28 protein-coding genes are annotated in these 26,087 nt (G+C 59.4%); 10 read left to right on the forward strand and 18 right to left on the reverse strand.

What is annotated here, in order from left to right; translation table 11 throughout:
* Positions 1-195 precede the first annotated feature (195 nt).
* The 4 genes from ACR0NW_RS20040 to ACR0NW_RS20055 are packed head-to-tail and all read left to right on the forward strand — an operon-like array spanning position 196 to position 3,994.
* Complete coding sequence (locus tag ACR0NW_RS20040) at positions 196-1,251, forward strand: hemin-degrading factor (protein ID WP_480452370.1); 1,056 nt, start codon at positions 196-198, stop codon at positions 1,249-1,251.
* Positions 1,251-2,129, forward strand: coding sequence for a heme/hemin ABC transporter substrate-binding protein (locus ACR0NW_RS20045; protein WP_480452371.1), 879 nt, complete (start codon positions 1,251-1,253; stop codon positions 2,127-2,129). The genes ACR0NW_RS20040 and ACR0NW_RS20045 overlap by 1 nt, the downstream gene beginning before the upstream one ends.
* A gap of 23 nt (positions 2,130-2,152) precedes the next feature.
* On the forward strand, positions 2,153-3,202 hold the full coding sequence (locus ACR0NW_RS20050) for a FecCD family ABC transporter permease (protein ID WP_480452458.1): 1,050 nt from the start codon (positions 2,153-2,155) through the stop codon (positions 3,200-3,202).
* A 3-nt stretch (positions 3,203-3,205) separates the two neighbouring features.
* Complete coding sequence (locus ACR0NW_RS20055) at positions 3,206-3,994, forward strand: heme ABC transporter ATP-binding protein (protein ID WP_480452373.1); 789 nt, start codon at positions 3,206-3,208, stop codon at positions 3,992-3,994.
* A gap of 132 nt (positions 3,995-4,126) precedes the next feature.
* On the opposite strand, the gene ACR0NW_RS20060 is transcribed toward ACR0NW_RS20055, so the two are convergent.
* Positions 4,127-5,566: an aldehyde dehydrogenase family protein gene (locus ACR0NW_RS20060; protein ID WP_480452375.1), complete on the reverse strand. Its 1,440-nt coding sequence runs from the start codon at positions 5,564-5,566 to the stop codon at positions 4,127-4,129.
* Positions 5,567-5,818: 252 nt separating this feature from the next.
* On the opposite strand from ACR0NW_RS20060, the gene ACR0NW_RS20065 reads away from it, so the two are divergent.
* Positions 5,819-6,469: a peroxiredoxin gene (locus ACR0NW_RS20065; RefSeq protein WP_170655935.1), complete on the forward strand. Its 651-nt coding sequence runs from the start codon at positions 5,819-5,821 to the stop codon at positions 6,467-6,469.
* Positions 6,470-6,538: 69 nt separating this feature from the next.
* Here ACR0NW_RS20065 and ACR0NW_RS20070 read toward each other — a convergent pair whose 3' ends face one another.
* The 13 genes from ACR0NW_RS20070 to rbfA all read right to left on the reverse strand — a co-directional run bounded on the left by ACR0NW_RS20070 (position 6,539) and on the right by rbfA (position 17,738).
* The gene (locus tag ACR0NW_RS20070; protein ID WP_480452376.1) at positions 6,539-7,270 is read right to left on the reverse strand and encodes a glycosyltransferase family 25 protein; all 732 of its coding nucleotides are present in this window, start codon (positions 7,268-7,270) and stop codon (positions 6,539-6,541) included.
* 70 nt (positions 7,271-7,340) lie between these two features.
* On the reverse strand, positions 7,341-8,030 hold the full coding sequence (locus ACR0NW_RS20075; protein ID WP_480452377.1) for an outer membrane protein: 690 nt from the start codon (positions 8,028-8,030) through the stop codon (positions 7,341-7,343).
* Positions 8,031-8,241: 211 nt separating this feature from the next.
* Complete coding sequence (locus ACR0NW_RS20080; RefSeq protein ID WP_170655929.1) at positions 8,242-8,601, reverse strand: hypothetical protein; 360 nt, start codon at positions 8,599-8,601, stop codon at positions 8,242-8,244.
* A gap of 12 nt (positions 8,602-8,613) precedes the next feature.
* Complete coding sequence (locus ACR0NW_RS20085) at positions 8,614-9,117, reverse strand: hypothetical protein (protein ID WP_480452379.1); 504 nt, start codon at positions 9,115-9,117, stop codon at positions 8,614-8,616.
* A 108-nt stretch (positions 9,118-9,225) separates the two neighbouring features.
* Positions 9,226-11,376 (reverse strand): polyribonucleotide nucleotidyltransferase, encoded by a 2,151-nt coding sequence (gene pnp / locus ACR0NW_RS20090; protein ID WP_480452381.1) that lies wholly within the window; start codon positions 11,374-11,376, stop codon positions 9,226-9,228.
* A 226-nt stretch (positions 11,377-11,602) separates the two neighbouring features.
* Positions 11,603-12,457, reverse strand: a complete 855-nt coding sequence (locus ACR0NW_RS20095) for a hypothetical protein (RefSeq protein WP_480452383.1) — start codon at positions 12,455-12,457, stop codon at positions 11,603-11,605.
* A gap of 302 nt (positions 12,458-12,759) precedes the next feature.
* On the reverse strand, positions 12,760-13,029 hold the full coding sequence (rpsO, locus tag ACR0NW_RS20100) for a 30S ribosomal protein S15 (protein ID WP_170655922.1): 270 nt from the start codon (positions 13,027-13,029) through the stop codon (positions 12,760-12,762).
* A gap of 143 nt (positions 13,030-13,172) precedes the next feature.
* Positions 13,173-14,201: a calcium-binding protein gene (locus tag ACR0NW_RS20105; RefSeq protein WP_480452385.1), complete on the reverse strand. Its 1,029-nt coding sequence runs from the start codon at positions 14,199-14,201 to the stop codon at positions 13,173-13,175.
* 96 nt (positions 14,202-14,297) lie between these two features.
* Positions 14,298-14,804 (reverse strand): DUF1643 domain-containing protein, encoded by a 507-nt coding sequence (locus ACR0NW_RS20110; RefSeq protein ID WP_480452387.1) that lies wholly within the window; start codon positions 14,802-14,804, stop codon positions 14,298-14,300.
* Between the two features lie 109 nt (positions 14,805-14,913).
* Positions 14,914-15,480: a hypothetical protein gene (locus ACR0NW_RS20115; RefSeq protein ID WP_480452388.1), complete on the reverse strand. Its 567-nt coding sequence runs from the start codon at positions 15,478-15,480 to the stop codon at positions 14,914-14,916.
* A gap of 122 nt (positions 15,481-15,602) precedes the next feature.
* The gene (gene truB, locus ACR0NW_RS20120; RefSeq protein ID WP_480452390.1) at positions 15,603-16,514 is read right to left on the reverse strand and encodes a tRNA pseudouridine(55) synthase TruB; all 912 of its coding nucleotides are present in this window, start codon (positions 16,512-16,514) and stop codon (positions 15,603-15,605) included.
* Between the two features lie 91 nt (positions 16,515-16,605).
* Entirely contained in the window at positions 16,606-17,346 is a 741-nt protein-coding gene (locus ACR0NW_RS20125; protein WP_480452391.1) for a phosphodiester glycosidase family protein, read from the reverse strand.
* The gene (gene rbfA / locus ACR0NW_RS20130; RefSeq protein WP_170655910.1) at positions 17,343-17,738 is read right to left on the reverse strand and encodes a 30S ribosome-binding factor RbfA; all 396 of its coding nucleotides are present in this window, start codon (positions 17,736-17,738) and stop codon (positions 17,343-17,345) included. Before rbfA ends, ACR0NW_RS20125 begins: the two co-directional genes overlap by 4 nt.
* Before the next feature lie 92 nt (positions 17,739-17,830).
* On the opposite strand from rbfA, the gene dapB reads away from it, so the two are divergent.
* Positions 17,831-18,640: a 4-hydroxy-tetrahydrodipicolinate reductase gene (gene dapB, locus ACR0NW_RS20135; protein ID WP_480452393.1), complete on the forward strand. Its 810-nt coding sequence runs from the start codon at positions 17,831-17,833 to the stop codon at positions 18,638-18,640.
* A gap of 59 nt (positions 18,641-18,699) precedes the next feature.
* Positions 18,700-19,362, forward strand: a complete 663-nt coding sequence (locus ACR0NW_RS20140; protein ID WP_480452394.1) for a DUF2306 domain-containing protein — start codon at positions 18,700-18,702, stop codon at positions 19,360-19,362.
* Here ACR0NW_RS20140 and ACR0NW_RS20145 read toward each other — a convergent pair.
* Genes ACR0NW_RS20145 through tmpA form a run of 3 tightly spaced genes read right to left on the reverse strand, consistent with a single transcriptional unit; the run spans position 19,349 to position 21,737 of the window.
* Positions 19,349-20,017 carry an ureidoglycolate lyase gene (locus ACR0NW_RS20145; protein ID WP_480452395.1) on the reverse strand — a complete coding sequence of 223 codons (669 nt, stop codon included), beginning with the start codon at positions 20,015-20,017 and terminating at the stop codon, positions 19,349-19,351. The two genes, ACR0NW_RS20140 and ACR0NW_RS20145, sit on opposite strands and share 14 nt — an antisense overlap.
* Positions 20,014-20,604, reverse strand: coding sequence for a (R)-1-hydroxy-2-trimethylaminoethylphosphonate oxygenase (tmpB, locus tag ACR0NW_RS20150; protein WP_170655902.1), 591 nt, complete (start codon positions 20,602-20,604; stop codon positions 20,014-20,016). Before tmpB ends, ACR0NW_RS20145 begins: the two co-directional genes overlap by 4 nt.
* Complete coding sequence (tmpA, locus tag ACR0NW_RS20155; RefSeq protein WP_480452396.1) at positions 20,601-21,737, reverse strand: 2-trimethylaminoethylphosphonate dioxygenase; 1,137 nt, start codon at positions 21,735-21,737, stop codon at positions 20,601-20,603. The genes tmpB and tmpA overlap by 4 nt, the downstream gene beginning before the upstream one ends.
* 99 nt (positions 21,738-21,836) lie before the next feature.
* On the opposite strand from tmpA, the gene ACR0NW_RS20160 reads away from it, so the two are divergent.
* A complete protein-coding gene (locus tag ACR0NW_RS20160) occupies positions 21,837-22,697 on the forward strand; it encodes a LysR family transcriptional regulator (protein WP_480452397.1) in 861 nt (286 codons plus the stop codon).
* Positions 22,698-22,713: 16 nt separating this feature from the next.
* Here ACR0NW_RS20160 and ACR0NW_RS20165 read toward each other — a convergent pair whose 3' ends face one another.
* Complete coding sequence (locus tag ACR0NW_RS20165; protein ID WP_170655896.1) at positions 22,714-22,896, reverse strand: DUF1674 domain-containing protein; 183 nt, start codon at positions 22,894-22,896, stop codon at positions 22,714-22,716.
* 92 nt (positions 22,897-22,988) lie between these two features.
* Here ACR0NW_RS20165 and ACR0NW_RS20170 point away from each other — a divergent pair, with 92 nt between their 5' ends.
* Both ACR0NW_RS20170 and ACR0NW_RS20175 read left to right on the forward strand, forming a co-directional pair.
* Positions 22,989-24,248 carry an RsmB/NOP family class I SAM-dependent RNA methyltransferase gene (locus ACR0NW_RS20170; protein WP_480452399.1) on the forward strand — a complete coding sequence of 420 codons (1,260 nt, stop codon included), beginning with the start codon at positions 22,989-22,991 and terminating at the stop codon, positions 24,246-24,248.
* An 87-nt stretch (positions 24,249-24,335) separates the two neighbouring features.
* Positions 24,336-26,075 carry a heparinase II/III family protein gene (locus tag ACR0NW_RS20175; protein WP_480452400.1) on the forward strand — a complete coding sequence of 580 codons (1,740 nt, stop codon included), beginning with the start codon at positions 24,336-24,338 and terminating at the stop codon, positions 26,073-26,075.
* Positions 26,076-26,087 lie beyond the last annotated feature (12 nt).

Below are 26,087 nucleotides of genomic sequence, written 5' to 3' on the forward strand. Positions count from 1 at the left end.
CTGGCAGGGCGCTGGCGCTGGTCTTTTTTGTTGTTTTTTAAATCCACCATTTGGCGGCTTGTGTTCGTTAATAAAGCTTACTAAATTAGTCAACAATAAATCGGGGCCGTTCTGACGACCCCTGCCAGCATGCGGCTGATATCAGCACTCGCAGCGCCAGCTGATCCAATCCAAAAATTTGAAGATGGGAAAACCATGATGGAACAGGCGCTTATGGCACCAGAACAGGTGCGTGCCGCATACAATGAGAACCCTGGACGTCGTGACCGTGATCTTGCTGACTCGCTCGGACTTGCCGAGGCACAGCTGGTTGCCGCGTTTGTTGGCCACGGTGCGACTCGGCTGTCGGCAGATCTTGACGAGATTCTCCCGCGCCTCAACGGGCTGGGTGAGGTTCTGGCACTCACCCGGAACCCGTCCTGTGTGATCGAAAAAGTTGGACAGTACGACAGCTATCATTCCGGCGCGCATGCCTCGATGGTTCTGACCGAAGATATTGATCTGCGCATGTTCCCAAAACACTGGGTCCATGCCTTTGCCGTTGAACGCGACGGCGACAAGGGAACAAAGCGGTCTTTGCAGTTTTTTGATGCCGCGGGCGATGCGGTGCACAAGATTCATCTGCGTGACGATTCAAACCATGGGTATTGGCACGACCTTGTTGCGGCGCTGAAATCAGAAGATCAGGCACAGGTGCTCGATGTCGCGCCCCGCCAACCGGCCGAAGCGCCAAAGGCCAACGCCGAAAAGGCCGACGCCCTGCGCACCGAATGGGCAAAGATGACCGATACCCACCAATTCCTGCGCCTGACTTCAAAGCTCAAAATGAATCGCCTGGGCGCATACCGGATCGCTGGCGAGCCGTTGGTGCGCGCGCTGGAGGTCAGCGCGATTGAAACGATGTTTGAACAGTTGCGGGCTCAGGAACTTGAGGTCATGATCTTTGTCGGAAACCGCGGTTGCATCGAGATACACGGCGGGCCGGTCCGGACGATCAAACAGATGGGACCTTGGTTCAATGTTCTCGATCCCCGTTTCAACCTGCATCTGAGATCGGATCATATTGCCGAAGTCTGGGCCGTCACCAAACCGACCCAGCGCGGACCGGCTGTGTCGGTCGAGGCTTTCGATGCCGATGGGGGCCTGATCTTTCAGATTTTCGGACGCCGCTCGAGTGAGACGGACCACCGCCCTGCCTGGGACAAGCTCGTGTCGGGTCTCGAGCCGCTTCAAACGTCGGAGGTTGCCTGATGGGTATGTGGCGCACCGTCCTGAGCGTCGGCTTTGTTGTTGCCGGATGGGCTGCACCACATGCGGCATCTGCAAAGGAAACAGAGGCCAATCGCATTATTGCGATTGGCGGATCCGTGACCGAGATTGTTTATGCATTGGGTCAACAGGACAGGCTGGTCGGACGCGACCGGACGTCAAGCTTCCCCCTCGAGGCGCAGGACCTGCCGGACATCGGCTACATGCGCGCGTTGACACCCGAAGGCGTTTTGTCCGTCGCCCCGGACATGATCCTGTCGATTGAAGGCGCCGGTCCGCCCGAGGCAATTGCCGTTCTCAAGGACGCGGGTGTGGACTTCGTGGAAATTACTGATGAATTCAGCCGGGACGGCGTGGTGGCCAAGATCAGGGCCGTTGGCGCCGCCCTGAATGAGGAGTCTGCGGCCAATGCGCTGGCGGATCAGGTCGGGGCGGAAATTGACGCGGCCAACGCAGCGGCTGTGGCTGCGACCGGGTCCAACCCGATGCGCGTTCTTTTTATCCTGTCTGCACGAGATGACCGGATACTGGTAGGCGGTACCGAGACACAGGCGGACAGCATCATACGGCTGGCCGGTGGCGTAAACGCTGTCCCGAATGTTTCGGGGTTCAAACCGATCACCCCCGAGGCTCTGGCCGTTGCCGCTCCGGATATCATTTTGATGATGGACAGGGGCGATGATCATGCAACCAGCGAGACCGAGCTTTTCGAGTTGCCGGCGCTTGCGTTGACCCCGGCCGGTCGGAACAAAAGACTGGTGCGCATGAAGGGGCTGTATCTTCTGGGTTTCGGCCCCCGGACCGCCTCGGCGATCACTGAACTGTCTGCTGCGTTGCAACGAAACGGGCAAGGCCTGTGACCCTTGTTTCCGGGCATGATGGTATGACCATCCCCTCGGCGGACCGTCGAGCGGCTGCGCGAATGATGTCGGTATTTCTTGTGATGCTGCTGATACTTGTCAGTGTCGCAAGTATTTCCGTCGGTGCGTCATCCGCATCGCTGGGAGACGCATTAAAGAACCTGATAGCGGGTCGGGATGTGTCGGATCTGAACAGGATCGTATTGTGGGATATCCGACTGCCGCGTCTGGCGATGGGTATACTTGTCGGGGCAGCACTGGCTGTGTCCGGTGTGGTGATGCAAGGCCTGTTCAGAAACCCGCTGGCAGATCCCGGAATCGTGGGCGTCAGTGCCGGGGCAAGTCTGGGGGCAATTTCGGCGATCATACTTGGTGCCTATTTGCCCGCAGCAATACTGGGCTGGGCCGGCAACGGGCTGGTCGCTTTCGCGGCGTTTTTCGGCGGCTGGGCCTCGGTCCTTGTTCTTTACCGGGTCTCGACCCGGCGCGGTCAGACATCAGTGGCGACCATGCTGCTGGCCGGTATCGCGCTGGGCGCGTTGTCCGGCGCGGTTTCGGGCGTTCTGGTCTACATGGCTGATGATCAGCAGCTGCGTGATCTGACCTTTTGGGGAATGGGGTCGCTGGCAGGCGCGACATGGACCAAGGTTGTGACCGTCGCGCCGATTATCCTGATCGCCATCATTTCCGCGCAATTTCTGGCACGCGCGCTGAACGGTATGGCCATGGGAGAGGCCGTGGCGCATCATATCGGCATCCCGGTCCAACGCAGCAAAAGCCTTGCCATTCTGGCGGTAGCCGCCGCGACAGGTGCCGCCGTGGCGGTGTCGGGCGGTATCGGGTTCGTAGGGATTATCGTGCCGCATCTGCTTCGCATCGCAACGGGCCCCGATCACCACAGACTGCTGCTGAATTCCGCACTTCTGGGCGCCAGTCTGCTGCTCTGTGCCGACATGATCAGCCGCATCGTCGTCGCACCCGCCGAGTTGCCGATCGGTATCGTGACGGCCGTACTCGGGGCGCCGGTATTTCTGTGGATTCTGCTGCGGCGCCACGGGATGATGGGAGCGTAAGCAATGAAGGCCGAAAACATTCACGTCCGGCTGGGCGGCAAGGAAATCCTGCGTGATATTGAATTCAAAGCGCAGCCCGGACAGGTGACCGCGATCATTGGTCCGAACGGGTCGGGGAAATCTACCTTCCTCAAGGTTTTGTCGGGTGAAATCGCCACTTCGGGCAGGGTCCTTCTCAACGGGCGGGACATTTCGGCGCTGAAGCCGTGGCAATTGTCGGCAATGCGCGGCGTCTTACCCCAATCCTCGACTGTTGCCTTTCCATTCAACGTTCTAGAAGTTGTCCGGCTTGGGCTGGCAGACGGATTGGCCGCGACAAACGACCATCTACCGTCCCGAGCCCTCGCACACGTTGACCTCAGAGGGTTCGAACACCGTTCGTATCAGGATCTGTCCGGAGGTGAACAGCAGCGCGTGCAAATGGCGCGAGTGCTGGCGCAAATCTGGGACGCTCAGAGCCATGACCAGCCCAGATGGCTTCTGTTGGACGAACCGGTCGCCAGTCTGGACATTGCCCATCAGTTTACGGTTCTGGACATCGCCAAGGATTTTGCCGCACGGGGCGGCGGCGTGATTGTGGTGATGCACGACCTAAACCTGACCGCATTGTTCGCAGACATGATCTGCGTTCTGTCTCAGGGCAAGGTTTGGGGGTTCGGAACGCCGGCGGATGTTCTGACCGACGAGATGATGACAGATGTTTATCGGATCAACGCGAAAATAAACAAACTGCCGCCGACCCATGTGCCATTCGTGCTGCCGCAAACAGTGAAAGCAGTTTGTGCCACCTGAGTTCGGTCGAGAACGCAAAACTCCCGCAAGGATCGGAATGCGACAATCAAGGTCAGTGATTTGCCGCCATAGGTGACGAGGTTTGCAAGGCGTATAACAACGCCTTGCAATTATTCATTCAATTCCCTCGGCTTATTCGGCGGCCCAGCCACCAACCGCCTTGACCTCCAGAAAATCCTCAAGCCCCCAGAGACCGCCTTCGCGGCCGTTGCCGGACTGCTTCATGCCACCAAAAGGAGATCCCGCAGCGCGGGACTGGCCGTTCATCTCGACCATGCCGGACCGCAGTTGCCGCGCCATGCGGTTGGCCCGCGCGGTGTCCTGTGTCTGCACGTAATTGGTCAGGCCATAAGGCGTGTCATTGGCAATCTCGACAGCCTCTTCCTCGGTATCAAAGGGGATCATGGTCAGGACCGGGCCAAAGATTTCCTCGCGCGCGATGGTCATCTGGTTGTTGGCATCTGCAAAGACGGTGGGGCGCACGTAATAGCCCTTGTTCAGGCCCTCGGGCCGCCCGGTGCCCCCGGCAACCAGCCGCGCGCCTTCGTCGATGCCCTTCTGGATCAGGTCCTGAATCTTGCCCCACTGGACCTCGTTGACCACCGGTCCGATATGACGGCCTTCGTCCAGCGCGTTGCCGACCGAAACCTTGTCGGCCACTTCTGCCGCCATCTCGACCGCCTGATCATAGATCGGGCGCTGCACCAGCATCCGGCTGGGGGCGTTACAGCTTTGGCCGGTGTTGTTCATCATGTGCAGGACGCCGCGCTTGACGGCCTTTTCATCCGCATCGGCAAAGACCACGTTGGCGCCCTTGCCGCCCAGTTCCAGATGCACCTTCTTCAGCGTGTCGGCGGCGTTTTTGGAGATTGCCGTGCCGGCGCGGGTCGAGCCGGTAAAGCTGACCATATCCACATCCCTGTGGCCCGACAGTTGCGAACCAACGCCCACACCGTCGCCATTCACAAGGTTGAAGACACCCGGCGGGAACCCGGCCTCATCCATCATCTCGGCAAAGATCATCGCGTTCAGCGGGCTTTGCTCGGACGGTTTCAGAACCATCGTGCAGCCCGCAATCGCGGCTGCACCGACCTTGAGCGTGATCTGATTCATCGGCCAGTTCCATGGTGTGATCAGCGCGGCCACACCCACTGCCTCATGGATGATCCGGTCGTTCGGCGCGTGATCACCAAGCGGGCGCTCGAACTGAAATTCTTTGGCGGCCCTGATAAAGTTTTTCAGGTGCCAGATGCCCGCACCGACCTGTTGTGTGCGCGACATGTCGATGGGCGCGCCCATCTCAAGCGACATGGCGCCGGCCAGATCCTCGCCCCGGGTCTTGTAGATATCGACCAGCTTTTCGACCAGCGCGATACGCTCTTCCGGCGGGGTTGCCATCCAGCCGGGCAGGGCGGCCTTGGCGGCAGCAACGGCGGCATTGGTGTCTGCTTCCGACCCCAGTGAGATCACCGCGCAGGGTTCCTCGGTCGACGGGTTGATGACCTCAAAGTCGTTGGGTGTGGCGGGTGCGACCCACTTGCCGTTGATGTAGAAGTTGCGTTTGTCGATCATGGCTCTCCCTCCCGATCAGAATCCTTTCGACCGTGCGGTCGGTTTTACGGGGCCACTCTGTCACCCCCGTAACAAGGGGGCAAGTGGGGGTTGGGAATATGATCAAATATTATGCCCGACTGGGATCGGGCTTTTCCTAGGCCAATGAGTACGATTTTTCATCGCAGACGGGTGCGGATGCTTTAACGTGGCGTCTGAATGATTAGGTTGTCACCAACCGACTCGGATATTTCACGCGAAAGGAGATGAACCATGGGTTTGCGTATAAACGATACTGTCCCGAATTTCACCGCAGAAACGGATCAGGGCACCGTTCAGTTCCATGACTGGATCGGCGACAGCTGGGCGATCCTGTTCTCGCACCCCAAGGATTTCACCCCCGTCTGCACCACCGAGTTTTCGGCTGTGGCCCAGTTGAACGACGAATGGGCCAAGCGCAACACCAAGGTGATCGGTGTCTCGGTCGATGGGGTTGAGGATCACAAGAAGTGGAAAAAGGATATCGAGGCATATGGCAATGCCAACCCCGGTTTCCCGATCATCGCCGATGATGGTCTGGCCGTTTCCAAAGCCTTCGACATGCTGCCAGCCGAGGCCTATCTGCCCGATGGTCGTACCCCGGCGGACAGTGCGACCGTGCGTTCGGTCTTTATTATCGGCCCGGACAAGCAGCTGAAGCTGTCGATGACCTACCCGATGACCGTAGGCCGGAATTTTGCCGAGATTCTGCGCGCGCTGGACGGGCTGCAGATGACAGCCAAGGGCGTGGCGACACCTGCGAACTGGGTGCCGGGCGAGGATGTGATCATTCCGCCTGCCGTGTCCAACGAGGAAGCCAAAGAGAAATTCGGTGAGTTCGAGACGATCTTCCCGTATCTGCGCAAGACCAAGGCACCGTCGTAAGGCGGGGCCGGGGCAGGGGGGCTGTCTGCCCCCCATCGCGCATGGGCACGATTCCCCCCGAGCGTATTTTTAGCCAAATGAAGCAGGCGGGCGCTGCGGATGCAGATGCAGCTGCGCTCGGTAGGCCGCGCGTTTGAATTCGCGGGTCAGCTTGTCGCTGAGTGGCGGTTTAGTCTGAATGGTTGATCCGCCGATCTCTCCGGCCACTTCCTGATTGCCTGTGCCCAGAAGGGCGTGGATGGGCTGGCCTGTAATCCAGTGCATTTGCAGAAACGTGTCCACAGGGCGGTCGATCCGGTCAGTCGCGTCCAGCAGGCGTTTGGCGGCGTGGCGGCCCACGACCTGACAGACGCATTGCAGGCCGATCACGCGCGGCAGGATCAGACGCATGTCGTCCTGACCGGCAATCGTCTGGGCCGGGGTTTCGCGCTGTTTTACCGGCAGGCGGATATAGTGATCCGGTGTTGCGAGGGGGCGCAGCAGTTCCAGCGCCCGGGCGATTTTCGCCGGATCAACCCGCAGATCGTCCTCGGTGATAATCGCCAGATCGATCTTGTCCTCGACCAGCTTGCGCCAGATGCGCCGATGGCTTTCAAAGATGCCGATCTCGGCCGGGCGCAGCGGAAACGGATAGCGGGGCCGGTGCAGATTGCCGGAGTGGAGTTCAACGCCTGCAATCTGGTCGGGATCACGCCCGTTCACGGCCTCGAACAATTCGGCATTCGGCAGATCCGCGCATAGCTGCTCGGCGTTGGGGCGGCGTTTGGTGCTGGACGACATATGGATGATGAATGAGCGCATGCCCCCGTGCATAGAACACGGGGACATGCTGGGGAAGAGAAACCGGATCGAAACGCTTCCCCGTTTGTGTTCAGAAGCTGTAGCGCAGGCCAAAGTTGAGGCTGAACGTATCCAGATCGTCTTCAAACGTGCCGGTTGACGTACCATTCGGCGCGAGGCGCTGGGAGGAGACATCAAAGGCGCGGGAATACCGGGCGTCGACCGTAAACGCGGTCGAGTCGCTGATGTCATAGGCGACACCGGCAATCAGCTGGGCCGCGAAATTTGTGTCGCTGTCGTCCAGCGCCACACCCGGCCCGTAGACGAAATCCAGATCGGAATAGGTCGCACCCACACCAAACCCGACAAAGGGTGTGATCGCGCCGCCTTGTTTGAAGTCAAACAGAAGGTTGGCGAACAGCGAGGTCTGGCTGACATCGCCCGATACATTCCCTTCAGCTCCCGGTCCGTTGCCGGTGAAATTCACCGCGTCCACGTCATTGTCGCGATAGGACAACTCCAACTCGATCCGGGTGCCGATGCTGTCATTCGACCATGCAGGGATTTCGGTACCGACGGCCACACCCAGTCCAAAGCCACCGTCAAATTCGGTGTCCACTGACTGAGTTCCGCCCCCGATCGAGCCGGAAAAATCGCTGTCCTGTAACTGGCTGTAGCCTGCGAAGCCCTGAATATACACGCCGTCGGGCAGGGTTTGCGCCGACAATGTAGAGGCGCTGAGGGTCAGGGCCGCAGAGGCGAGAATGAGACGGGTTTGCATGGTCAGGTCCTTTGTTCCGCAAAATACATGACGCACATGTGGGCGACGCACACGCGAAGGAAAGCCACTGAGGCTTCACTTCGATTCACAGGTTTTTTGGGTTGTGTGAGGGGACTGGTCCGGCGTGGCGGTTCAGACACCGTGAGCCGCTACCATGAAAACTTTCCTGACGGTTTTCCGGCGCCTGACCGATTGTCCCGTTGCCGGAAAGCTATTGCTGCGGCGGCAGCGGCAATTTTAGCGGTACTCCGACACTGCTGATTGCCGAGTTGATCGCCCCCCATACTTCGCCCACAATCAGATTCCAGGCCTTTTCGATGGTAAGCACCGTCAACAGTGCCAGGTCGCGGGCGAAAAGCTCGACATGTTTTTTGAGCCTCTCGACGAAACGATTGAACATCTGGTTGTTGGTTTTGAGGATTCCAGAAACCCGCTCGCGCGAAATCACGACAGCCAGTTCCGCGATGTTTTCCGACTGGTTCTTTGCAAATGTACGGACACTGGCAAACCCGTTACCAAGTTCGTTGCTGAGTTCACCCAAGATGTTGGATACGATTTCAGATACTTTCATGAGATCAATTCCTTATCGCTTCAATGCTGCTTCAACGATCAGCGTAGGTTCGATCGCTGCGGTGTAATCCTTTAAAAAAAGCTCGACGGTTCCGGATTGTAACGTGCCGAGACGGTGGGTGTCTCGCAGATCAGAAAGACTTTCGACAACCAGTTGGAGTTTTTCCGGCGTGGTATTGAGACACTTTTGCGGTGTGCTGTCCCGGCAGACTTCCTCAAGCAGCGGTGACTGCGCGAACCGAACACCCAGCGGAGGTGTCGGGCGGGCTTTGGCCTTGTCCCGCGTTGCGCCAAACGCACCGATTATCGCATCATATTTTTCCGAGTATGTGCTGAAACTGCAAGAGTTTGGACAACTGCTCAATCCGCTGAATACGGCAAGTGTCCTTTCGTGTGTAGCATTCAGTTTTTCCTCCAGCTCCGCGTCATACGATGGCACCGCCTGTATCGTGCAAGCGGTTGCCACAAGTAGGAAGCCAATCAGGACCGACCTGGTTCGATAAATGGGATTTGGCATAATATTCTCCAGAAAATATCAACTAGAATACGATCCCGATTGATTTTCAGGCAAGAAAAAAGGCCCCGGTCGAGAACCGGGGCCTTCGTGATCATGAGGGATCGCGGATTAGTCCGCGCTTTCCTCTTTCTTTTCTTTTTTCTCGGGAACGATCTCTTCGCCGGTTTCCTGATCGACCACTTTCATCGACAGGCGTACCTTGCCGCGGTCGTCAAAGCCCAGCAGCTTGACCTTTACTTCCTGACCTTCCTTCAGAACATCCGACGGATGGTTCAGGCGGCGGTTTTCGATCTGGGACACGTGGACCAGACCGTCGCGCTTGCCAAAGAAGTTCACGAAGGCGCCGAAATCGACGATCTTCACGACTTTGCCGGTGTAAACCTGACCTTCTTCCGGCTCGGCCACGATCGAATAGATCATGTCATAGGCCTTCTTGATCGATTCACCATCGGGCGAGGCGATCTTGATCACGCCGTCGTCGTTGATGTCGACCTTGGCACCCGAGGTTTCCACGATCTCGCGGATGACCTTACCGCCCGAGCCGATCACTTCGCGGATCTTGTCGGTCGGGATGTTCATGGTCTCGATGCGCGGCGCGTGGACCGAGAATTCGTTGGTCTCGGACAGGGCTTTACCCATCTCACCCAGAATGTGCATCCGGCCGTCCTTGGCTTGCGCCAGGGCTTTCTCCATGATCTCGGGCGTGATGCCCGCAACCTTGATGTCCATCTGCAGCGAGGTGATGCCGTTTTCGGTACCCGCAACCTTGAAGTCCATGTCTCCCAGGTGGTCTTCGTCACCCAGAATGTCCGACAGGATGGCGTATTCACCGTCATCTTCCAGGATCAGACCCATGGCCACACCGGCAACCGGTGCTTTCAGCGGAACACCCGCATCCATCATCGACAGCGAACCGCCGCAGACCGACGCCATCGAGCTGGAGCCGTTGGATTCGGTGATCTCCGACACGATACGGATCGTGTAGGGGAAGTCAGTCGCCGCCGGCAGAACCGCCTGCAGAGCGCGCCATGCCAGCTTGCCGTGGCCGATCTCACGACGGCCGGGGCCACCAACGCGGCCAACTTCACCAACCGAATACGGAGGGAAGTTGTAGTGCAGCAGGAAGTTCGATTTGAAGTTGCCATGCAGCGCGTCGATGAACTGCTCATCGTCACCGGTGCCCAGCGTGGTCACGGCCAGCGCCTGCGTTTCACCACGGGTGAACAGGGCCGAACCATGGGTCCGCGGCAGCATCGAGGTTTCTGCAACGATCGAACGGATATCGGTGGTCGAACGACCGTCGATCCGCTTGCCGCCTTTGACGACGTCGCCGCGCAGAATGCCTGCTTCCAGCTTTTTCATTGCCGAACCGAGGTTGCCGTCTTCCAGCTGCTCTTCGGTCAGCGCTTCCTTGATTGCTTCACGGGCAGCGGCAACAGCGGCGGTGCGCTCCTGCTTGTCGGTGATCGCGAAGGCGGCGCGCATCTGCTCTTCACCAGCGGCCTTAACAGCGGCGGACAGCTCCGAGTAATCAGGCGCTTCGAAGTCAAACGGCTCTTTCGCAGCTTCTTCAGCCAGCGAGATGATCAGGTCGATGACCGGCTGAATCTGCTCATGCGCGAAGTTTACCGCACCCAGCATTTCCGCTTCGGACAGCTCATATGCTTCGGATTCAACCATCATCACGGCGTCTTTGGTGCCGGCAACAACCAGATCCAGACGCTGTTCGGGGTTCAGGCGCAGGTCCTGCATGTCGTCGACGGTCGGGTTCAGAACGTATTCGCCATCCTCAAACCCAACGCGCGCGCCGGCGATCGGGCCACGGAACGGCGCGCCCGAGATGGTCAGGGCGGCCGAAGCAGCGATCATCGCGACGATGTCGGGGTCGTTGACCAGATCGTGGCTCAGCACGGTGCACATCACCAGAACTTCGTTCTTGAAGCCGTCAACGAACAGCGGGCGGATCGGACGGTCGATCAGACGCGCGGTCAGCGTCTCTTTCTCGGTCGGGCGCGCCTCGCGCTTGAAGAAGCCGCCCGGAACCTTACCGGCGGCATAGTATTTTTCCTGATAGTGGACGGTCAGCGGGAAAAAATCCTGACCGGGTTTTTGCGCACGGGCAAAGGTCACGTTCGCCATGACGCTGGTTTCACCCAGCGTGGCAATCACGCTGCCGTCGGCCTGACGGGCAACCTTGCCGGTTTCCAGTGTCAGCGTCTCTTCGCCCCACTGCATAGATTTCTTAGTTACATCAAACATTTGCGTATCCTAGATGAGAGCACTCCCGCCCCTGCGGGTCTCCCGTTTGCATGGCGGCCCCATTGCCGCCGACCCCATTTATCTTCCGTTCGAGTGCCGGGGTCTTGGCACAACGTCTCAGATACCGCGCGCATACATGAGAATGCGGCAGAAGGGAAGGGAAACCGAACGCCGATCCCAACGCCGTGCTACCCCACCTGGTGGGCGGGGCAGCAACTGTTTTTCCTCAGGCGGCGGTTTTCTGCCGCTGAAACGGGATTTTTTCAAAGAAAACAGAACAACCCAGCCCATCGACCGCGCGGCGGTTGTCGAATGAACACCGGACCATCAGCCCTTCATCCGTGAACAGGATGTCGTCTACCGGGTCGATATCGGTGTCGTTGAAACCCGGAAAACAGGGGCGCAGCTTTGTCAGAATCCGACTGAAGAACGCATCCGGGCTTTCACCGGTTTCGGCCTGAATCGCCCTGATCCTGCCGGCATCCCTTTCATCAAGAATGTGCCCGAACTCCCGGCCTTGCTGAACCTTGATCATCGTGTTCGTGATCTCGATCTGCGCGCCGCGTTTCCAGCGCATTGGCGGGGTGATTGTCCAGCACACCCACGGATTTCCGGAACCGGTTTCGACATAGCCGGATGTTCCCGGGCCCCAGTGACGGGTCAGTGCCGCGCGATAGCCCGCCACCTGCCGTTTCCAGTTGTCGTCGGTCACATCCAGCCGTATCACCGGGCCGCTCACGCCGGTTTCTTTCATGATTTCCAGAAAGGTGCCGGGTTCAGCGATGGAGAGCGCCGTCACCGCCACATGGCGAAGCGACGCGTGCGGATCGTTTACGTCGGGCCCGGGCATATAGCCAAGCTGACCCATCCGGTTCAGAAAACCGGTGACGTCGAAATTCAGTTTCATCAACTGTCCGGATGCGTCAGGGGCCTGTTTTTCCAGCGTGGTTTTCAAAGCGTGGTAATCCGGAAATCCGAACCCACGCGCCAGACCCTGATCCAGATGGGATGACTTGATAGGGCCTCTGATCGGCCGCAATGAGTCTTTCAGTTGTCGGTATGTGTGCATATCGAGGATCATGCTCTTCTCCTGATTGAAAACGACTCCACATGCTCGCAAGTTGGACGGGAGCCTTTCAGTTAGAAGGCAGTCTCGAATATTCTGGGTTCAGTGATCGCGTTTTAGGCCTGCGAGTGCCTCGGCTGCGCGCCTTGGGTTCAATATTGGCGCGGGTGCGAGAGTTGTCAATGGCAAGCTCTCTTAAAAATTGAAACAAGGCGGGCAAGCTGTTACGTTGCCTGTGGATGAACGAAAAAAACGCCCACCAAAATGGCGGGCGTTCAAATCTGAGTCCCGGGCCTGGAAACCCGTGCAAAAAGCGCTTAGCGGCGGATACCCAGCTTTTTGATCAGGTCCTGATAACGGGCCTCTTCCTTGCCCTTGAGATAGTCCAGCAGCTTGCGGCGCTGAGCAACCATCTTCAACAGACCACGACGACCGTGGTTGTCTTTTTTGTGGGTTTTGAAGTGCTCGGTCAGGGTGTTGATGCGCGAGGTCAGGATCGCAACCTGAACTTCTGGCGAACCGGTGTCGCCGTCCTTGGTTGCGAATTCTTTCATCACGCGTGCTTTTTCGTCAGCAGTAATCGACATCGGGGTCTCCTTTAAGGGTTAGAGTGAATGGCGCAGGCCGGGATGTCGTCCAGCACAGGCCCATGGAGATAACCGCACCGAATCCGATGCGGATGGGCGCGTATAGGCGCAATTTTGTTAAGTTGCAAAGGGAATCTGCGGATTTATCCGCTTAGGCCCAAAGTTGGCAATTCGGTTTCGCGCACCAGTTCGATGTCGTCCGCCGACAGGCCGTCCGCACCAAACAGATGCGCCACTTCCTGCCCGTCGACCAGCACGCGCATAAGGTCGCTGTTTTGTGCGTCGGGCTGGATTTCGATGTCCGGATCGGGGTTCTCTGCGTCTTCCCAGGTCACGAGCAACTTGTCCTCGCCCGGTGTGAAGTCCATCACGGTGACCTCACTTTCAGCAGCATTTTCGCCCAGGATAATTTCGTCTGCGCCGGACCCTCCGGTCACGACATCGCCCCCTCCGGCGACGATCACGTCATCCCCCTCACCGCCATTGAGGAAGTCCGTGACTTGTCCTTCCTCGTCAGCGTCCTGACCGGACAGAACATCATCGCCGCTGCCGCCGAACAGCGTGTCAGTCCCCGCACCGCCATCCAGAATGTCGTCGCCATCCCCGCCTAGAAGTGAATCCTGACCTTGTTCTCCGGCCAGAATGTCGTCGCCCTGACCGCCCACCAGTTCATCATCGCCATCGCCGCCGTTCAACTGGTCGTCACCGAAATGACCGAACAACCTGTCGTCTTCGCCATCACCGAAAAGCTGGTCCTCGCCGTCCTCGCCATGCAGGATATCTTTGCCGTTCCCGCCCTTCAGGATGTCATCACCTGCCCCGCCCAGCAGAACGTCATTCCCACCGTTGCCAACAACCGTGTCATCGCCGCCATATCCGTTGATTTGATCGTTGCCATCCTGCCCGGCAAGAGTGTCGTCACCGCCCTCACCAGCAATGACCAGATTGCCGTCGTAGTCACTTATCAGCCCGTCAACAGGCTGATCAGCTGATACCTCGGACGGTTCATCGACGTCCTCCCCGATCTCAATGAAAGTTCCTTCGGAGTAGTTGCCTTCGGTGATGCCGTCATCAATTACGTCTGGTTCGTCTTCCTCATCGGAAAACACGTCGCCCAACGCATAGGCTGCGCCGCCGACTGCTGCCATGCTGAGCAACCCGATCAGAAACATGGGACACCTCTGCCAAAGTAGTGCGTGAGGTCAGAATATCCTGTGAATCAAGGGGTTGGTCAAAGCCGAACCGCTTTGTTGGTTAACGATAGGTCTTTAGCCCCAATGCTGAGGCTGTTGGGAATAAGCAATGTAAAGCGGGTGTTTTGGATGCCCGTCCTTGGTTAATCCCAGATGGAACAGGGGCTGTTTTGTTCCGCGCAAAAGCTGCTCGACCGCGGGGCCGCGTTCCAGATGGGTGCCGTGGGTGCCCCATGCGGCAACGATCTGGTCGGCCCAATCAACCCCGGCCAGAATGGCATCATCGTTTTCGGGGCCAATGGGATCGGCGGCTGCGCGCATCTTTCGCGGGTCGGTATCGCGCCAGGCAAAGATATTGGTGACCTGGAATGCGCCAAATCCCAGCGTCCGCGCGCGCCGTTCACAGCGTTCAACGGTGGGGTCGTTCTGAACCTCGGTTGCTGTCGAGGGATTCAGCATTACAAACAGAGCCTTGCGCCCGGCCGGATCCCAGACCCGGGTCAGGCTGTAGCGATAGCATTCGCAATCCGAGTAAACGGCGGTCGAGGGCGCATCGCCCTTGGTGTGGGAACGGGTAATCATTCCGCTGGCTTACCATGCTTCACCAGATGGGGCCATAACGACTGACTGGAGTTTGTGACAGGCGCACGCCATGCGTTTTATTGGGCGAAGTGAGCCGGTTCTGACGGAATCAAATCGGTTGCGTGACAGGGCGCCTTTGCCTCTGCCAACCTAGTATAACTATGAGTACGAGGGCACTTGCCAGCATCGCAAGTGGCGCTGGGAGTGGGACGGGACTCATCGGTGGGGCTAGAGTTATCGAATATTCGCCAGAGTTGGTTACACCGCCCGGAAATCCGCCGACCAACGGGAAAATCGCGTAAAGAGGTGGCTGCACGCCGGGGTTAACGGAATCCTCCAGGGACAGGATGCACTCCATCGCCAGACAACCTGACCCAGCTGCAGAGTTCGTGATGAACCCTTCCGTGGAGGGGTTGCCGCGAATGTCATTGCTTACCGCATCGTAAACAGGCGCGCCAACGCCAGTCCCAAGTGTGTCGAATGTGACGCCGTCGATGGTGATGTTGAAACTGGTAAGTAGTCCTCCGGTATCCGGCGCCTCAAATGTGCCAACCGAGGTACCGACTGTGATATTGTAGCCAACGGTTATGGCATTCGCCATTGGTGCCGAAAGGATACCTGCGGTGATTGAGAGGGCCAGCGCTTTCAACGCTTTGCTGCGTAAGGAATTAAACATAACCGACCCTCCAGACAACTAAACCAATGATGCTATTATAGCAAAAATCGGGTGGTCAGTCCAATTTCACCCCGGCAACATCCCGTTGATACACTGGGTTTGAACTGTGGGCCCGTCGTCGGTCAAGTGCTTTGCACGAACACTCGGCTGGGATGCAATTCGCCGGATTTATAGACGCCCACGGCCACGGCTTGGCCATCCAGCGAGGCCCAAGCTTCGTCGCCATATTCCACATCCGAGGTCAGAACCATGCCCGGATTGCCGTTGCGCAGGCGGGTGGCGCCTTCGGGTGTGCATTTCACCTCAGGCAGATCGGCCAGACCGGCCTCCAGCGGGTGCAGGTATTCGTCCAGCGCTGAGGTCTTGGCCATTTCGTCGATCTGCTCGATGCTCAGGCCGTTTTCGGCCTCGAAAGGTCCGGACCAGATGCGGCGGAGCTCCTTTACATGGCCATGACATCCCAGCGCCGCGCCCAGATCGCGAGCGATCGAACGGACATAACCACCCTTGCCGCACGTCATTTCAAGTACGACATGATCCGGATCGGGCCGGTCGACCAGAATCAGTTCCTCGACCCAGAGCGGACGCGCGGCGATTTCGACATCCTCTCCATCGCGGGCCAGCTTATAGGCGCGCTGACCGTCGATCTTGACGGCTGAGAATTTCGGCGGGACCTGCATGATCTCACCCACGAAAGGCAGCAGGGCCTCTTTGATTTGATCGTCGGTCGGGCGTGCGTCACTGCTGGCGATCACCTCGCCTTCGGCGTCATCGGTGTTGGTGGCCTGACCAAGGCGCACGGTGAAGGTATACGCCTTGAGCGCATCGGTGATGTAGGGAACGGTCTTGGTTGCCTCGCCAAGGGCGACGGCCAGTACGCCGGTCGCCTCAGGGTCCAGCGTGCCTGCGTGCCCGGCCTTTTTGGCGTCCATGGCCCAGCGGACCTTGTTCACAACGGCGGTCGAGGTCAGGCCTGCGGGCTTGTCCACAACCAGCCAGCCGGAAATGTCGCGACCCTTGCGTTTGCGTCCCATTTTTCACCTTGAATTTTATCGAGGCGCGCGACCTAACGGATCGGTCGGGCGCTGTCAAACTAACAGAATGCCGAATGCGTAACAGCGCGGCTTATTCCAGGCTTTCGACGACGCCGACGATGGGACCCAGAGAGGTAAAGCCAACGTCAGACCGGTTCAGAGATGGGGCGTAAAGGCGAGAGATATTGCCGTCGAAAAACAGGGCGTTCGGGGTTTTCAGAACATCCCGGAAAAGGCTGCCGAATTCATGAAATGTCACGTAGTCATCGGATATTGCAAAGACCGCTCTTGCGCCGTCCTTGCTGGTGCCCACCCCGTTGCGCACATAGCGCGAGGTCGAATCGACCAGAAAGCGCGGATGCAATTCGCCGTCGATCACCAGCATCGGGCCGGATTGCGTTGCAAAGCGGCACTCGGGGGCATCTTCGACGAATTTCAGCGTTTCAAACACATCAGCGCGTCCGTCGCGGATGCAGAACACCCCATTGGGCAGTAGACCAAAATTGCCCGGCCCTGCATTGGGGATCACGCGCATAATCTCCCGCCCGTCTTGAACATAATAGCCAACGGGCGAGCGGTCGTCGTGATACATCCCGGCGTTCATCGCAAAGGCCAGCCGTTCGCCATCCGGGTTCAGCGCGTTGTTTACGGAAGAGAAGTAACCCAGAACCTCGCCATCGTCGTCGTTCAGAAAAAGACGCAGGTCTTCATTGGCGGCATCCACCTCGCAGATGGTATACCGCTTGTCCTCATGGGTCAGTTTTTCACAGGTGACCGCAGAGGCTTGCGCCGCCCACAGGGCCGCGCATAGCGTCAGAGCCGTACGGATCACTCGTCCAGATCGCGGCGCACCGCGTCCTGTTCGAACATGCGGCGGGTGTCGTCCAGCCGGTCAAACGTGTCATCCAGACGGAACCGCAGATCGGGCGAGAATTTCAGGCCGACTTTCTTGCCCACCATACGCCGCAACTCGCTTTTGTTACGGGCAAGCAGTTCGATCACGTTTTCCTGCCCTTTGCCGCCAAGCGGCAGCACATAGGCAGTGGCGATCTTGAGGTCAGGAGAGGTGCGTACCTCACCCACGGTGATCGACATACGGTTCAGGTCGGGGTCGTGCACATCGCCGCGCGCCAGAACCTCGGACAGGGTGCGGCGGATCAGTTCGCCGACGCGGAGTTGTCTTTGGGAAGGGCCGGGGCCATCGTGGAATTTGTTCTTAGCCATAACCCCCGATCTAAGCGCAAAGCGGGGCTTTGCCAAGCGGGCGCGAACGGGGTAGGAGGCTTTGAGCCGAATTCAACAAAAGGACCAGCGCAATGACCCATATTCCGGGGATCGTCATCACAGGGGCTTCGGGCCGTATGGGGCAGATGCTGATCAAGACTGTCACGGACAGCGATCAGGCGAGGCTGGTTGGCGTGGTCGAACGCAAGGGCCATGATTGGATCGGACAGGACGTAGGCGAAGCGATGGGCGGTCAGGCACTGGGCGTGACCGTGACCGACGATCCGCTGGAGGCGTTCGTTCAGGCGCAGGCTGTCATTGATTTCACCGCGCCCGAGTCAACGCTGGAATTCGCGGCGCTGGCTGCGCAGGCGCGCTGTGTGCATGTAATCGGCACCACAGGTATGACGGATGAGCAGATAGCGGCTTTGGAACCGGCATCACGCCATGCCGTCATTGTGCGGGCGGGCAACATGAGCCTTGGCGTAAACCTGCTGGTGCAACTGACCAAAAAGGTCGCGGCCGCATTGGACGAGGATTTCGATATCGAGATCATCGAGGGGCACCACCATCACAAGGTCGATGCGCCCTCGGGCACCGCGCTGATGTTGGGCGAAGCCGCTGCCGAAGGCCGAGGTGTCAAGCTGGACGATGTGTCTGATCGGGGCCGTGACGGCATTACCGGCGCCCGAAAACGTGGGGACATTGGGTTCCACGCCATTCGCGGAGGCGACATCGTCGGCGAACATGACGTGCTGTTCGCCGCCCCCGGAGAACGTATCGTACTGCGCCATCTGGCCTCGGACCGCGCCATCTTTGCCCGCGGCGCGCTGAAGGCGGCGCTGTGGGGACAGGGCAAGGCCCCCGGCCAGTATGATATGGTGGATGTGCTGGGCCTTTAAGCCGTAGACGGCCCGTCAGTCGACGCTACAGTTCGGGTATGCGGACCCTGAAATCTCGCGTGGCAACCGGAGTATTGCTGGCAGTGTTTTATCTGACACTCCTGCCTTTTGTTGCGCATGGATTTGGTATGATCGGCACTGGGCTGTCTGATGATGCGGCCAAACAAAGTTATTTGTTTGTGGATGGTCAAAGAGTCGGTAACGCAGCCATGCTGCTGCATATCCTGACCGGAACGGTTCTGGTGTCATTGGTGCCGCTGCAACTGATCAGAGGGCTTCGGCAGTACTACAACCGCTTTCATCGTGCGCTGGGTACGGTGTTGATCACACTGGCGCTGGTCACCGGTTTGACCGGGATAACTTATATACCCCTGCGTGGAACGATTGGCGGACCGGTGATGTCCGTGGGCTTTTTCATTTATGGGTTGTGCCTGTTTACTGCGGCACTGATGCTGGCGCGGATGGCTTTGACTGGCGACCGCGCAGGCCATTGGGCTTGGGGATTGCGGCTGTTCTGGCTGGCGTTGGGGTCGTGGCTTTACCGCGTCCACTATACGATTTGGTATCTGCTGACCGGAGGGGTGGGGTCAGAGCCCGATTTCTCGGGCCCTTTTGATCTGGTGCAGAATTTCGCGTTCTTTGTGCCTTATCTGCTGGCCGTGCAGATCTGGATTGCGCGCAAGCGCCCGGGTCATCAGGGGGCGTTGGTCACAAATCCCTGACCTTATCCGCGCGTAGCGGGCAGGATAGATAAACGCCGAACTCTTTGCCGACATCGGCGCTGACCCGCGCGTGGACCCGGCCCTGACGATCCAGAAAACGCTGGTTGTCCTCGACCGGGAAAATCCCCTCATGCCAGATGCCGGGATGGATATAGAGGCCGCGTGAGCCGTCGCACCAGAACGCCACCACCTTTTCAGGGGTCAGGTTGTCGCCAGGCAGGGCGGCGGGCACGATGAAGGGTTTGTTGTCCAGCGGCCAGAACATCTGCCCGCCATCCGGGTGATAGTTCATGTGCCACAACAGCACCTGATCGCGCGGCGCGGTTTGCCGGTCCGTTTGTGCCTGCTGAGGATCAGCAGACCAGCCGAGGACATAATGGCCTTTGACCGCTTCGTTTTCGCCATAGAGCACATCGCCCTGCCAGTCGCATTTGAACGTACCCTCGACCCAGCCGCCTTCGTCGCCGGTACCCTCGTCGATTGGCCGCCAGCCCTGCTGCGGCCAGCGGGCGATTTCGATCTCGAACCCCTCGGGGTCATCGACCAGACAGCCATAGCCCTTGACTGAATCGTCCGTTGCCCGGATCAGGGGAACCTCATGCCAGGGCAGCGACGGTTTCGAGCTGGCCTCGAAGATGTACTCCGGTGCGTTCATGCTGCACCCAGATGTCTGTCGACCATGCGTTGCACCATCGGTGCGAAATGCGCGAAATCGGGTGTTTCCATGTCTGCGCGTTTGCCCGCCTCGTCCAGATAGCGCACCTGAATGATCTCTTTCAGGTTCGGATTGGCTTCGAATTCGGCGACCTCCTCGGCATTCATCGGACCGCCTTGCAGTTCCAGTGTATGGACCGAAGCCGTAGACAGACGATTGAAGTATTCGGGCTTGGTGGCGCAGAGATACCGCTTGGCGGCCACGTGATAACGGCAGCAGTCGGTGATGACCGAAGGGAAGAACTGTTCCAACACTTCAGCGCCCGCGTCCTCGTGATGACGGTCTTCGGTGTCGTCGGGGTGATAGGTGCCAAACTCGGAGGTGAAATGGCCGATATCGTGCAGCAACGCGCCGACGATGATTTCCTCGGGCTGGCCGTTCTGTTCGGCGATTGTGGCGCCTTGCAGCATGTGTTCGGCCATGGTGACAGGTTCGCCCAGATATTCCTCACCACCGCGGCGGTCGAAAATGTCTCCGATGAAGGCCACGATGTTGTCGCGGTTCAGGGTTGAGAAATCCGGCTTCATTCCGCTGCCTCCGGCTGTACCATCTCCATCGCGGCCAGCGTCGACAGCAACCCGTCCTTGTCGGCGTAGCACCCCTGCAACCAGCGTGAGCCTGCGCCGGAATAGCCCAGACGCGCGTGCAATACGCGGGTGTTGTCCACGATAAAGCTTTCACCCGGTTCCAGCTTGAACGACACGCCCATGGCCGGATCGTCGATGATCTCGCCCAGTTGGCGATAGGCGGCGTAGTAGGCCTCCATCTGGTCAAAGGGGATGTCCACGAATGGGGCCGACGAGCGATTGTTAAAGCGGATGCCGACCAGTTCACCGTCCGGCGACAGCTCGATCATCGGGCGGCGCGAGCGCAGGCAGACCCCGTCCGAGCCTTTGTATTCAAAGCGGGCCGGATAGCCTGCCAGAAGTGCAAAACCTTCGGGGTTTTGGTCACGCAGCTTTTCGGCGGCACGGAAGCCGTCGACAACAATTGAATCGCCGCCTTCGGCACTGTTTTCAAGGCAGTAGAGGATCTGCAGCGTTGGCACCGGGTCACGATATGGATTGTCGGTATGCGCCTGCAGGCCAAGGCCGGTATAAGCGAGGTTGGTCGGGTTCACCTCGGTCCGGACCTCGAAATAGGGGCCATAATTGGTCTCGCGCACATAGCCGAACAGATCGGCCACTTTCAGCAGCGATTCCGGTTCGGTCGGACCATTTGTCAGTTTGGCAAAGCCGTACTCGGCCACCGCCGCCAGCCAGCCGCGTTTGGCTGAGGGGTTCTGGTGAACTTCGGTCCAGTCAGCGCTGGGCGCTTCGATGCCGTGCGACCAGGTGGTGATGCCAGGCGCTATCCGCCCGAATTCTTCAGATTGATTGCGGTCGTAGTTGTGATCCGACAGCCAGGCGGCAGGGAAGGTGACGGTTTTGCCTTCGGGCGCAAAGGTAACGGTCAGATCGCCGTTCACGACCTCAGCTGCAGCGACCGAAATATCGGCAGGTATGTCGCCAATCGTGATCAGGCGCTGGCCATTGCCCGCTGCGCGGGTTTCGGGATCAAGCGCGTTGTCGCGCAGCCAGATGGCGTGAAAACGGGCGCGGGTGTTGTCGGTGAATTCAACAGTGACGACAGAACCGTCGTGGGTGGCAGAGCGCAGCATTGGGGGTCTCCTGTTCGGCGCGGGCTGTGCTTGTGGAAATATAACCGACATGGCATTACGACAATTAATCCTTATTCCGCCTGAGAGTTGGAAATTCTAATGGCTAAGAAAAAGGTCGGATTGCCGCCGCTTGACTGGCTGCGGGTCTTTGAGGCCGCTGGCCGACTGGGCGGCTTTTCCGCCGCCGCGCGCGAGTTCGGGCTGACGCAGGCTGCTGTCAGCCAGCGGATCGGCAACCTTGAGGCATGGCTTGGCCGATCCCTGTTCGTGCGCGAGGCGCGCGGCGTGACGCTGACAGTCGAGGGCGAAAGCTATTTGCCGATGGTGCAAGACAGCCTGTCTGCACTGGAACAAAACACTGAAGACCTGTTTGGTAAATCGCCACGCGAGCTGAGGGTAGCTGCCCTGAGTTCGCATGTGCACGCATTGGTTCTGCCATGCGTCGCGGCCTTTCACGAAAAGCGGCCCAAGGTCAGGCTGGTGACCGACTCGGTGGCGCGCCGTTCAACACTGGATGAAGAGCGGACATGGCTGCAGATCCGGTACGGGCGTGGCAACTGGCTGGGACGCGAGGCCACTCTGATTGCGCCCGAAGTGCTGGTGCCCATGGTCGCTCCGGGTGTGAGCCTGGATGATGGTGTTATCGAGCTGCGCGGCGAAAGGCCGGGGTGGCGCGACTGGTCCCGGAATGCCGGGTTACCCGAACCTCCCGCTGCGCGGCTGAGTGTGGATTCGATGGAACATGCGCTGACGGCGGCGCAGCAGGGATTGGGTGCGGTGTTGGGGTCAGCCCCGTTAGCGCGCAGCCATTTGGCGTCGGGTGTGCTGTTGCGGCTGGACCTGCCCGAGCTGGAAACCAAAGACGGGTACTGGTTGACATGGCCGGAAGAGCGCGCCCGTTCGAAGAAACAAAAAGCGCTGATCTGGGACTTTGCTGAAACTCTTCGGGCCAAAGGCTGAGCCCCCGAAGCGGGGATCAGAAATCGATCGCGATCCCCTTCTTTTCCCAATCGCCATATCGGGCGGGGTCCGGTCCGTCGCGACCGCCAAGTTCTTTGGGTGCCGTCTTGGCCGCTGCATCGGCTTTCTTGCGGCGCTCCTCTGCTTCGGCAAGCGCGCGTTGTGCAGCAGGGGGCAGGTCTTGTTGCTTGTCGCTCATGGCATTGGGTTCCTTTCCGTGCACGCCCTTGATATACGCCCGCGTCGGCCCAAGGCAATGCGGGCGCAGGTCACAGTCAAAAAGGCGGGAACATGTCGGACGGTGCAACAACGGCACGGCGCAGCGCAATTTATCTTTTGGATCAGATTCTGGGCGAGAGGCGATTGCTATCCGAATGCCTTGCAGCGGGCGCGCTGGATCGTCTGGGCCACGAAGATCGGGCGCGGGCGCAGCGGTTGACGCTGGAAACCTTGCGAGGGCTGGAACGCGCTGATCGCCTGCTTGAAGGGCATCTGCGGAAAACCCCCGATCTGACGGTTCTCAATACTCTTAGGCTGGGTACGGTCGAACTGTGTCAGGGAGAAGCGGCGCATGGTGTGGTCAACTCCATGGTCGAGATCGTCGGGCGGTCGCGCAAGCATGGGCGCCTCAAGGGGCTGGTGAACGCGGTATTGCGCAAAGTGGCAGCGGATGGGCCGGATGCGTGGCCCAAGATGCGTGTGCCCCGCTTGCCGGATTGGCTGCGTGAGCCTTTGATCGAGGCCTGGGGTCAGGACGCGGTAAAGGAAATGGAGCGAGCGCATTTCGACGGCGCGCCACTGGACGTGACGCTCAAACCCGGTGTTACAGGTCCGGGTGGTGAGGAGTTGCCGACCGGTTCAGTACGGCTGCGGGACGCCGGGCAGGTGTCTGCCCTGCCGGGCTTCGCTGCGGGTGAATGGTGGGTACAGGATGCAGCGGCGGCGTTGCCGGTGCGGGTACTGGCCCCCCAGTCCGGGGAAAACGTGCTGGATCTGTGCGCCGCGCCGGGTGGAAAAACGATGCAGCTTGCCGCCGCCGGGGCAGAAGTGACAGCGCTGGACGTTTCCGAGGCGCGGATGAAAAGAGTGCGCGAAAATCTGGCGCGCACTGGCCTGCAGGCCAGTATCCTTGTTGGGGATGCGCTGGAACATTCCGGCCAGTATGACGCCATACTTCTGGATGCGCCCTGTTCCGCCACGGGTACGATCCGCAGGCACCCGGATTTGCCGCATGCCAAGGACGGGTCCGAATTCGGTGGTCTGATCGAGCTGCAGGCACACATGCTGCGGCATGCTTGGACCTTGCTGAAGCCGGGCGGGCGTCTGGTTTATTGCACCTGTTCGCTTTTGCCCGATGAGGGCGAAGTGCAGGTAGAGGAAGCGTTGGCCGAACACCCGGATATGACCATCGACCGCGCGGCGCTGCACCTGCCGGGCATTGAGGGCAGCTGGGTCACCGAGGAAGGCGGCCTGCGTCTGCGCCCTGACTATTGGCCCGAGGCCGGTGGGATGGACGGGTTTTATGTCGCCTGCCTGCGCAAATCGGTCTGAGTTGACGCTTTTCGGTGACTCGACGAAATTCCCCGGCTATCGTTGCCTCAAACGCCCCAGAGCGTGTGAGGCAGAGTAACGGGAACCATGTCGAATCCGGAAACCATGGTCAGACGATGGATGCGGTTTCAGAACCGTCTCTATGCGCGCCTCAGCCAAAGGCAAAAAGGGGTTAAGGGCTTTGTCGGTCAGCCCGAGCCGCGCACTGTCGGATCGTTTGCGCGGGGGCGGCAACTGGTGGCGGGCAATTTGCTTTTTGCCGGGTATCTCGTCGAAGCGCAGGACACCGGGTTGTGGGACGTTGCGGCCCCTACAGCTGCCTTTGACGAGGAACGGCATGGTTTTGCATGGCTCGATGATCTGGCCGCAGTAGGGGATGCACGCGCGCGGGAAAAGGCGCAACGCTGGGTCTGGGGCTGGATCGAAGAGCACGGCCGCGGACAAGGTCCGGGCTGGGTTCCAAATCTGACGGGGCGCCGGGTCATCCGCTGGATCAATCACGCGGTCTTTCTGTTGCGCGGGGCCAGCGAGGATCAGAGCCGCTTATTCTTTCGCTCGCTTTCACAACAAACCTGGTTTCTGTCCAAACGCTGGCAGGCGACCACTCCGGGGTTGCCGCGATTCGAGGCTCTGGCCGGTCTGATCTACGCCGGTCTGGCGTTGGAAGGATTGGAACACTTGGCCGATCCGGCCTTGCGGGCGCTGGCCGGTGAATGTGATCGCCAGATCGACGAACAAGGCGGCATTCCAACCCGCAATCCCGAGGAACTGCTGGAGGTTTTCACCCTGCTCACTTGGACGGCTGCGGCCCTGCATGAGGTGGGGCGGGGTACACCGGCGGCGCAGACGCAGGCAATCAAGCGGATTGCGCCCACCTTGCGCAGCCTGCGCCATGCTGACGGGGCGCTGGCGCGGTTTCATGGTGGCGGCCGGGGGGTCGACGGGCGGTTGGATCAAGCCCTCGCGCAGAGCGGTGTAAAGCCACAGCATCCTGTCGGGCTGTCGATGGGCTATGCGCGTTTGGCCGCCGGGCGCACCAGCGTCATTGTCGATGCCAGCGCGCCGCCCAACGGTGCCGCATCGTATAACGGACACGCGTCCACACTGGCGTTCGAACTGACATCTGGGCGGCGTCCTTTGATCGTCAGTTGCGGATCGGGGTCCAGTTTTGGTCTGGATTGGCGTCGGGCCGGACGGGCCACACCCTCGCATTCCACCTTGTGTCTTGATGGTTACTCCAGCGCGCGCCTATCAGAGCCGCTGAGGGGGACGGCCCATGAGGCGCTGATTGACGCGCCGCACGACGTTCCGGTTGAAGTTGAAGAGGGTTTTGAAGGGGTACAACTGCAGGGCGGCCACGATGGCTATGTCAAGGTTTTTGGCCTGACACATGCGCGCGTTCTGCAATTGCGCTTTGATGGGCGCGAACTGGCGGGCGAGGATATCCTGCTGGCGCTAAGCGACAAGGCAAGGCGCCGGTTTGATCAGGCCATGGACAGTTCGGGACTGAACGGCATCGGTTTCGACATCAGATTGCACCTTCATCCGGATGTCGACGCGGCGGTGGATCTGGGCGGTGCAGCCGTTTCCATGGCGCTCAAAAGCGGAGAAATCTGGGTTTTCCGGCATGAAAACGGCGGTAAATTGTCTCTGGCGCCAAGTGTTTATCTCGAAAACGGGCGATTAAAGCCACGCGCGACAAAACAGATCGTTCTATCTGGTCGCGCAATGGAGTATGCGACGCGCATCCGGTGGACGCTGAGCAAGGCACAGGATACAGCCTATGCCGTGCGCGACCTGCACCGGGACGAGCCCGAGTTTGACTGACGCCAAAAGGAC

It is taken from the genome of Ruegeria sp. CF5 (assembly GCF_056537325.1).

Coding starts and splice junctions, on each gene's coding strand:
- ACR0NW_RS20040 (WP_480452370.1), top strand. CDS start 196: ATGATGGAACAGGCGCTTATGGCACCAGAACAGGTGCGTGCCGCATAC.
- ACR0NW_RS20045 (WP_480452371.1), top strand. CDS start 1,251: ATGGGTATGTGGCGCACCGTCCTGAGCGTCGGCTTTGTTGTTGCCGGA.
- ACR0NW_RS20050 (WP_480452458.1), top strand. CDS start 2,153: ATGACCATCCCCTCGGCGGACCGTCGAGCGGCTGCGCGAATGATGTCG.
- ACR0NW_RS20055 (WP_480452373.1), top strand. CDS start 3,206: ATGAAGGCCGAAAACATTCACGTCCGGCTGGGCGGCAAGGAAATCCTG.
- ACR0NW_RS20060 (WP_480452375.1), bottom strand. CDS start 5,566: ATGATCGACAAACGCAACTTCTACATCAACGGCAAGTGGGTCGCACCC.
- ACR0NW_RS20065 (WP_170655935.1), top strand. CDS start 5,819: ATGGGTTTGCGTATAAACGATACTGTCCCGAATTTCACCGCAGAAACG.
- ACR0NW_RS20070 (WP_480452376.1), bottom strand. CDS start 7,270: ATGCGCTCATTCATCATCCATATGTCGTCCAGCACCAAACGCCGCCCC.
- ACR0NW_RS20075 (WP_480452377.1), bottom strand. CDS start 8,030: ATGCAAACCCGTCTCATTCTCGCCTCTGCGGCCCTGACCCTCAGCGCC.
- ACR0NW_RS20080 (WP_170655929.1), bottom strand. CDS start 8,601: ATGAAAGTATCTGAAATCGTATCCAACATCTTGGGTGAACTCAGCAAC.
- ACR0NW_RS20085 (WP_480452379.1), bottom strand. CDS start 9,117: ATGCCAAATCCCATTTATCGAACCAGGTCGGTCCTGATTGGCTTCCTA.
- pnp (WP_480452381.1), bottom strand. CDS start 11,376: ATGTTTGATGTAACTAAGAAATCTATGCAGTGGGGCGAAGAGACGCTG.
- ACR0NW_RS20095 (WP_480452383.1), bottom strand. CDS start 12,457: ATGATCCTCGATATGCACACATACCGACAACTGAAAGACTCATTGCGG.
- rpsO (WP_170655922.1), bottom strand. CDS start 13,029: ATGTCGATTACTGCTGACGAAAAAGCACGCGTGATGAAAGAATTCGCA.
- ACR0NW_RS20105 (WP_480452385.1), bottom strand. CDS start 14,201: ATGTTTCTGATCGGGTTGCTCAGCATGGCAGCAGTCGGCGGCGCAGCC.
- ACR0NW_RS20110 (WP_480452387.1), bottom strand. CDS start 14,804: ATGATTACCCGTTCCCACACCAAGGGCGATGCGCCCTCGACCGCCGTT.
- ACR0NW_RS20115 (WP_480452388.1), bottom strand. CDS start 15,480: ATGTTTAATTCCTTACGCAGCAAAGCGTTGAAAGCGCTGGCCCTCTCA.
- truB (WP_480452390.1), bottom strand. CDS start 16,514: ATGGGACGCAAACGCAAGGGTCGCGACATTTCCGGCTGGCTGGTTGTG.
- rbfA (WP_170655910.1), bottom strand. CDS start 17,738: ATGGCTAAGAACAAATTCCACGATGGCCCCGGCCCTTCCCAAAGACAA.
- dapB (WP_480452393.1), top strand. CDS start 17,831: ATGACCCATATTCCGGGGATCGTCATCACAGGGGCTTCGGGCCGTATG.
- ACR0NW_RS20145 (WP_480452395.1), bottom strand. CDS start 20,017: ATGAACGCACCGGAGTACATCTTCGAGGCCAGCTCGAAACCGTCGCTG.
- tmpB (WP_170655902.1), bottom strand. CDS start 20,604: ATGAAGCCGGATTTCTCAACCCTGAACCGCGACAACATCGTGGCCTTC.
- tmpA (WP_480452396.1), bottom strand. CDS start 21,737: ATGCTGCGCTCTGCCACCCACGACGGTTCTGTCGTCACTGTTGAATTC.
- ACR0NW_RS20160 (WP_480452397.1), top strand. CDS start 21,837: ATGGCTAAGAAAAAGGTCGGATTGCCGCCGCTTGACTGGCTGCGGGTC.
- ACR0NW_RS20165 (WP_170655896.1), bottom strand. CDS start 22,896: ATGAGCGACAAGCAACAAGACCTGCCCCCTGCTGCACAACGCGCGCTT.
- ACR0NW_RS20170 (WP_480452399.1), top strand. CDS start 22,989: ATGTCGGACGGTGCAACAACGGCACGGCGCAGCGCAATTTATCTTTTG.
- ACR0NW_RS20175 (WP_480452400.1), top strand. CDS start 24,336: ATGTCGAATCCGGAAACCATGGTCAGACGATGGATGCGGTTTCAGAAC.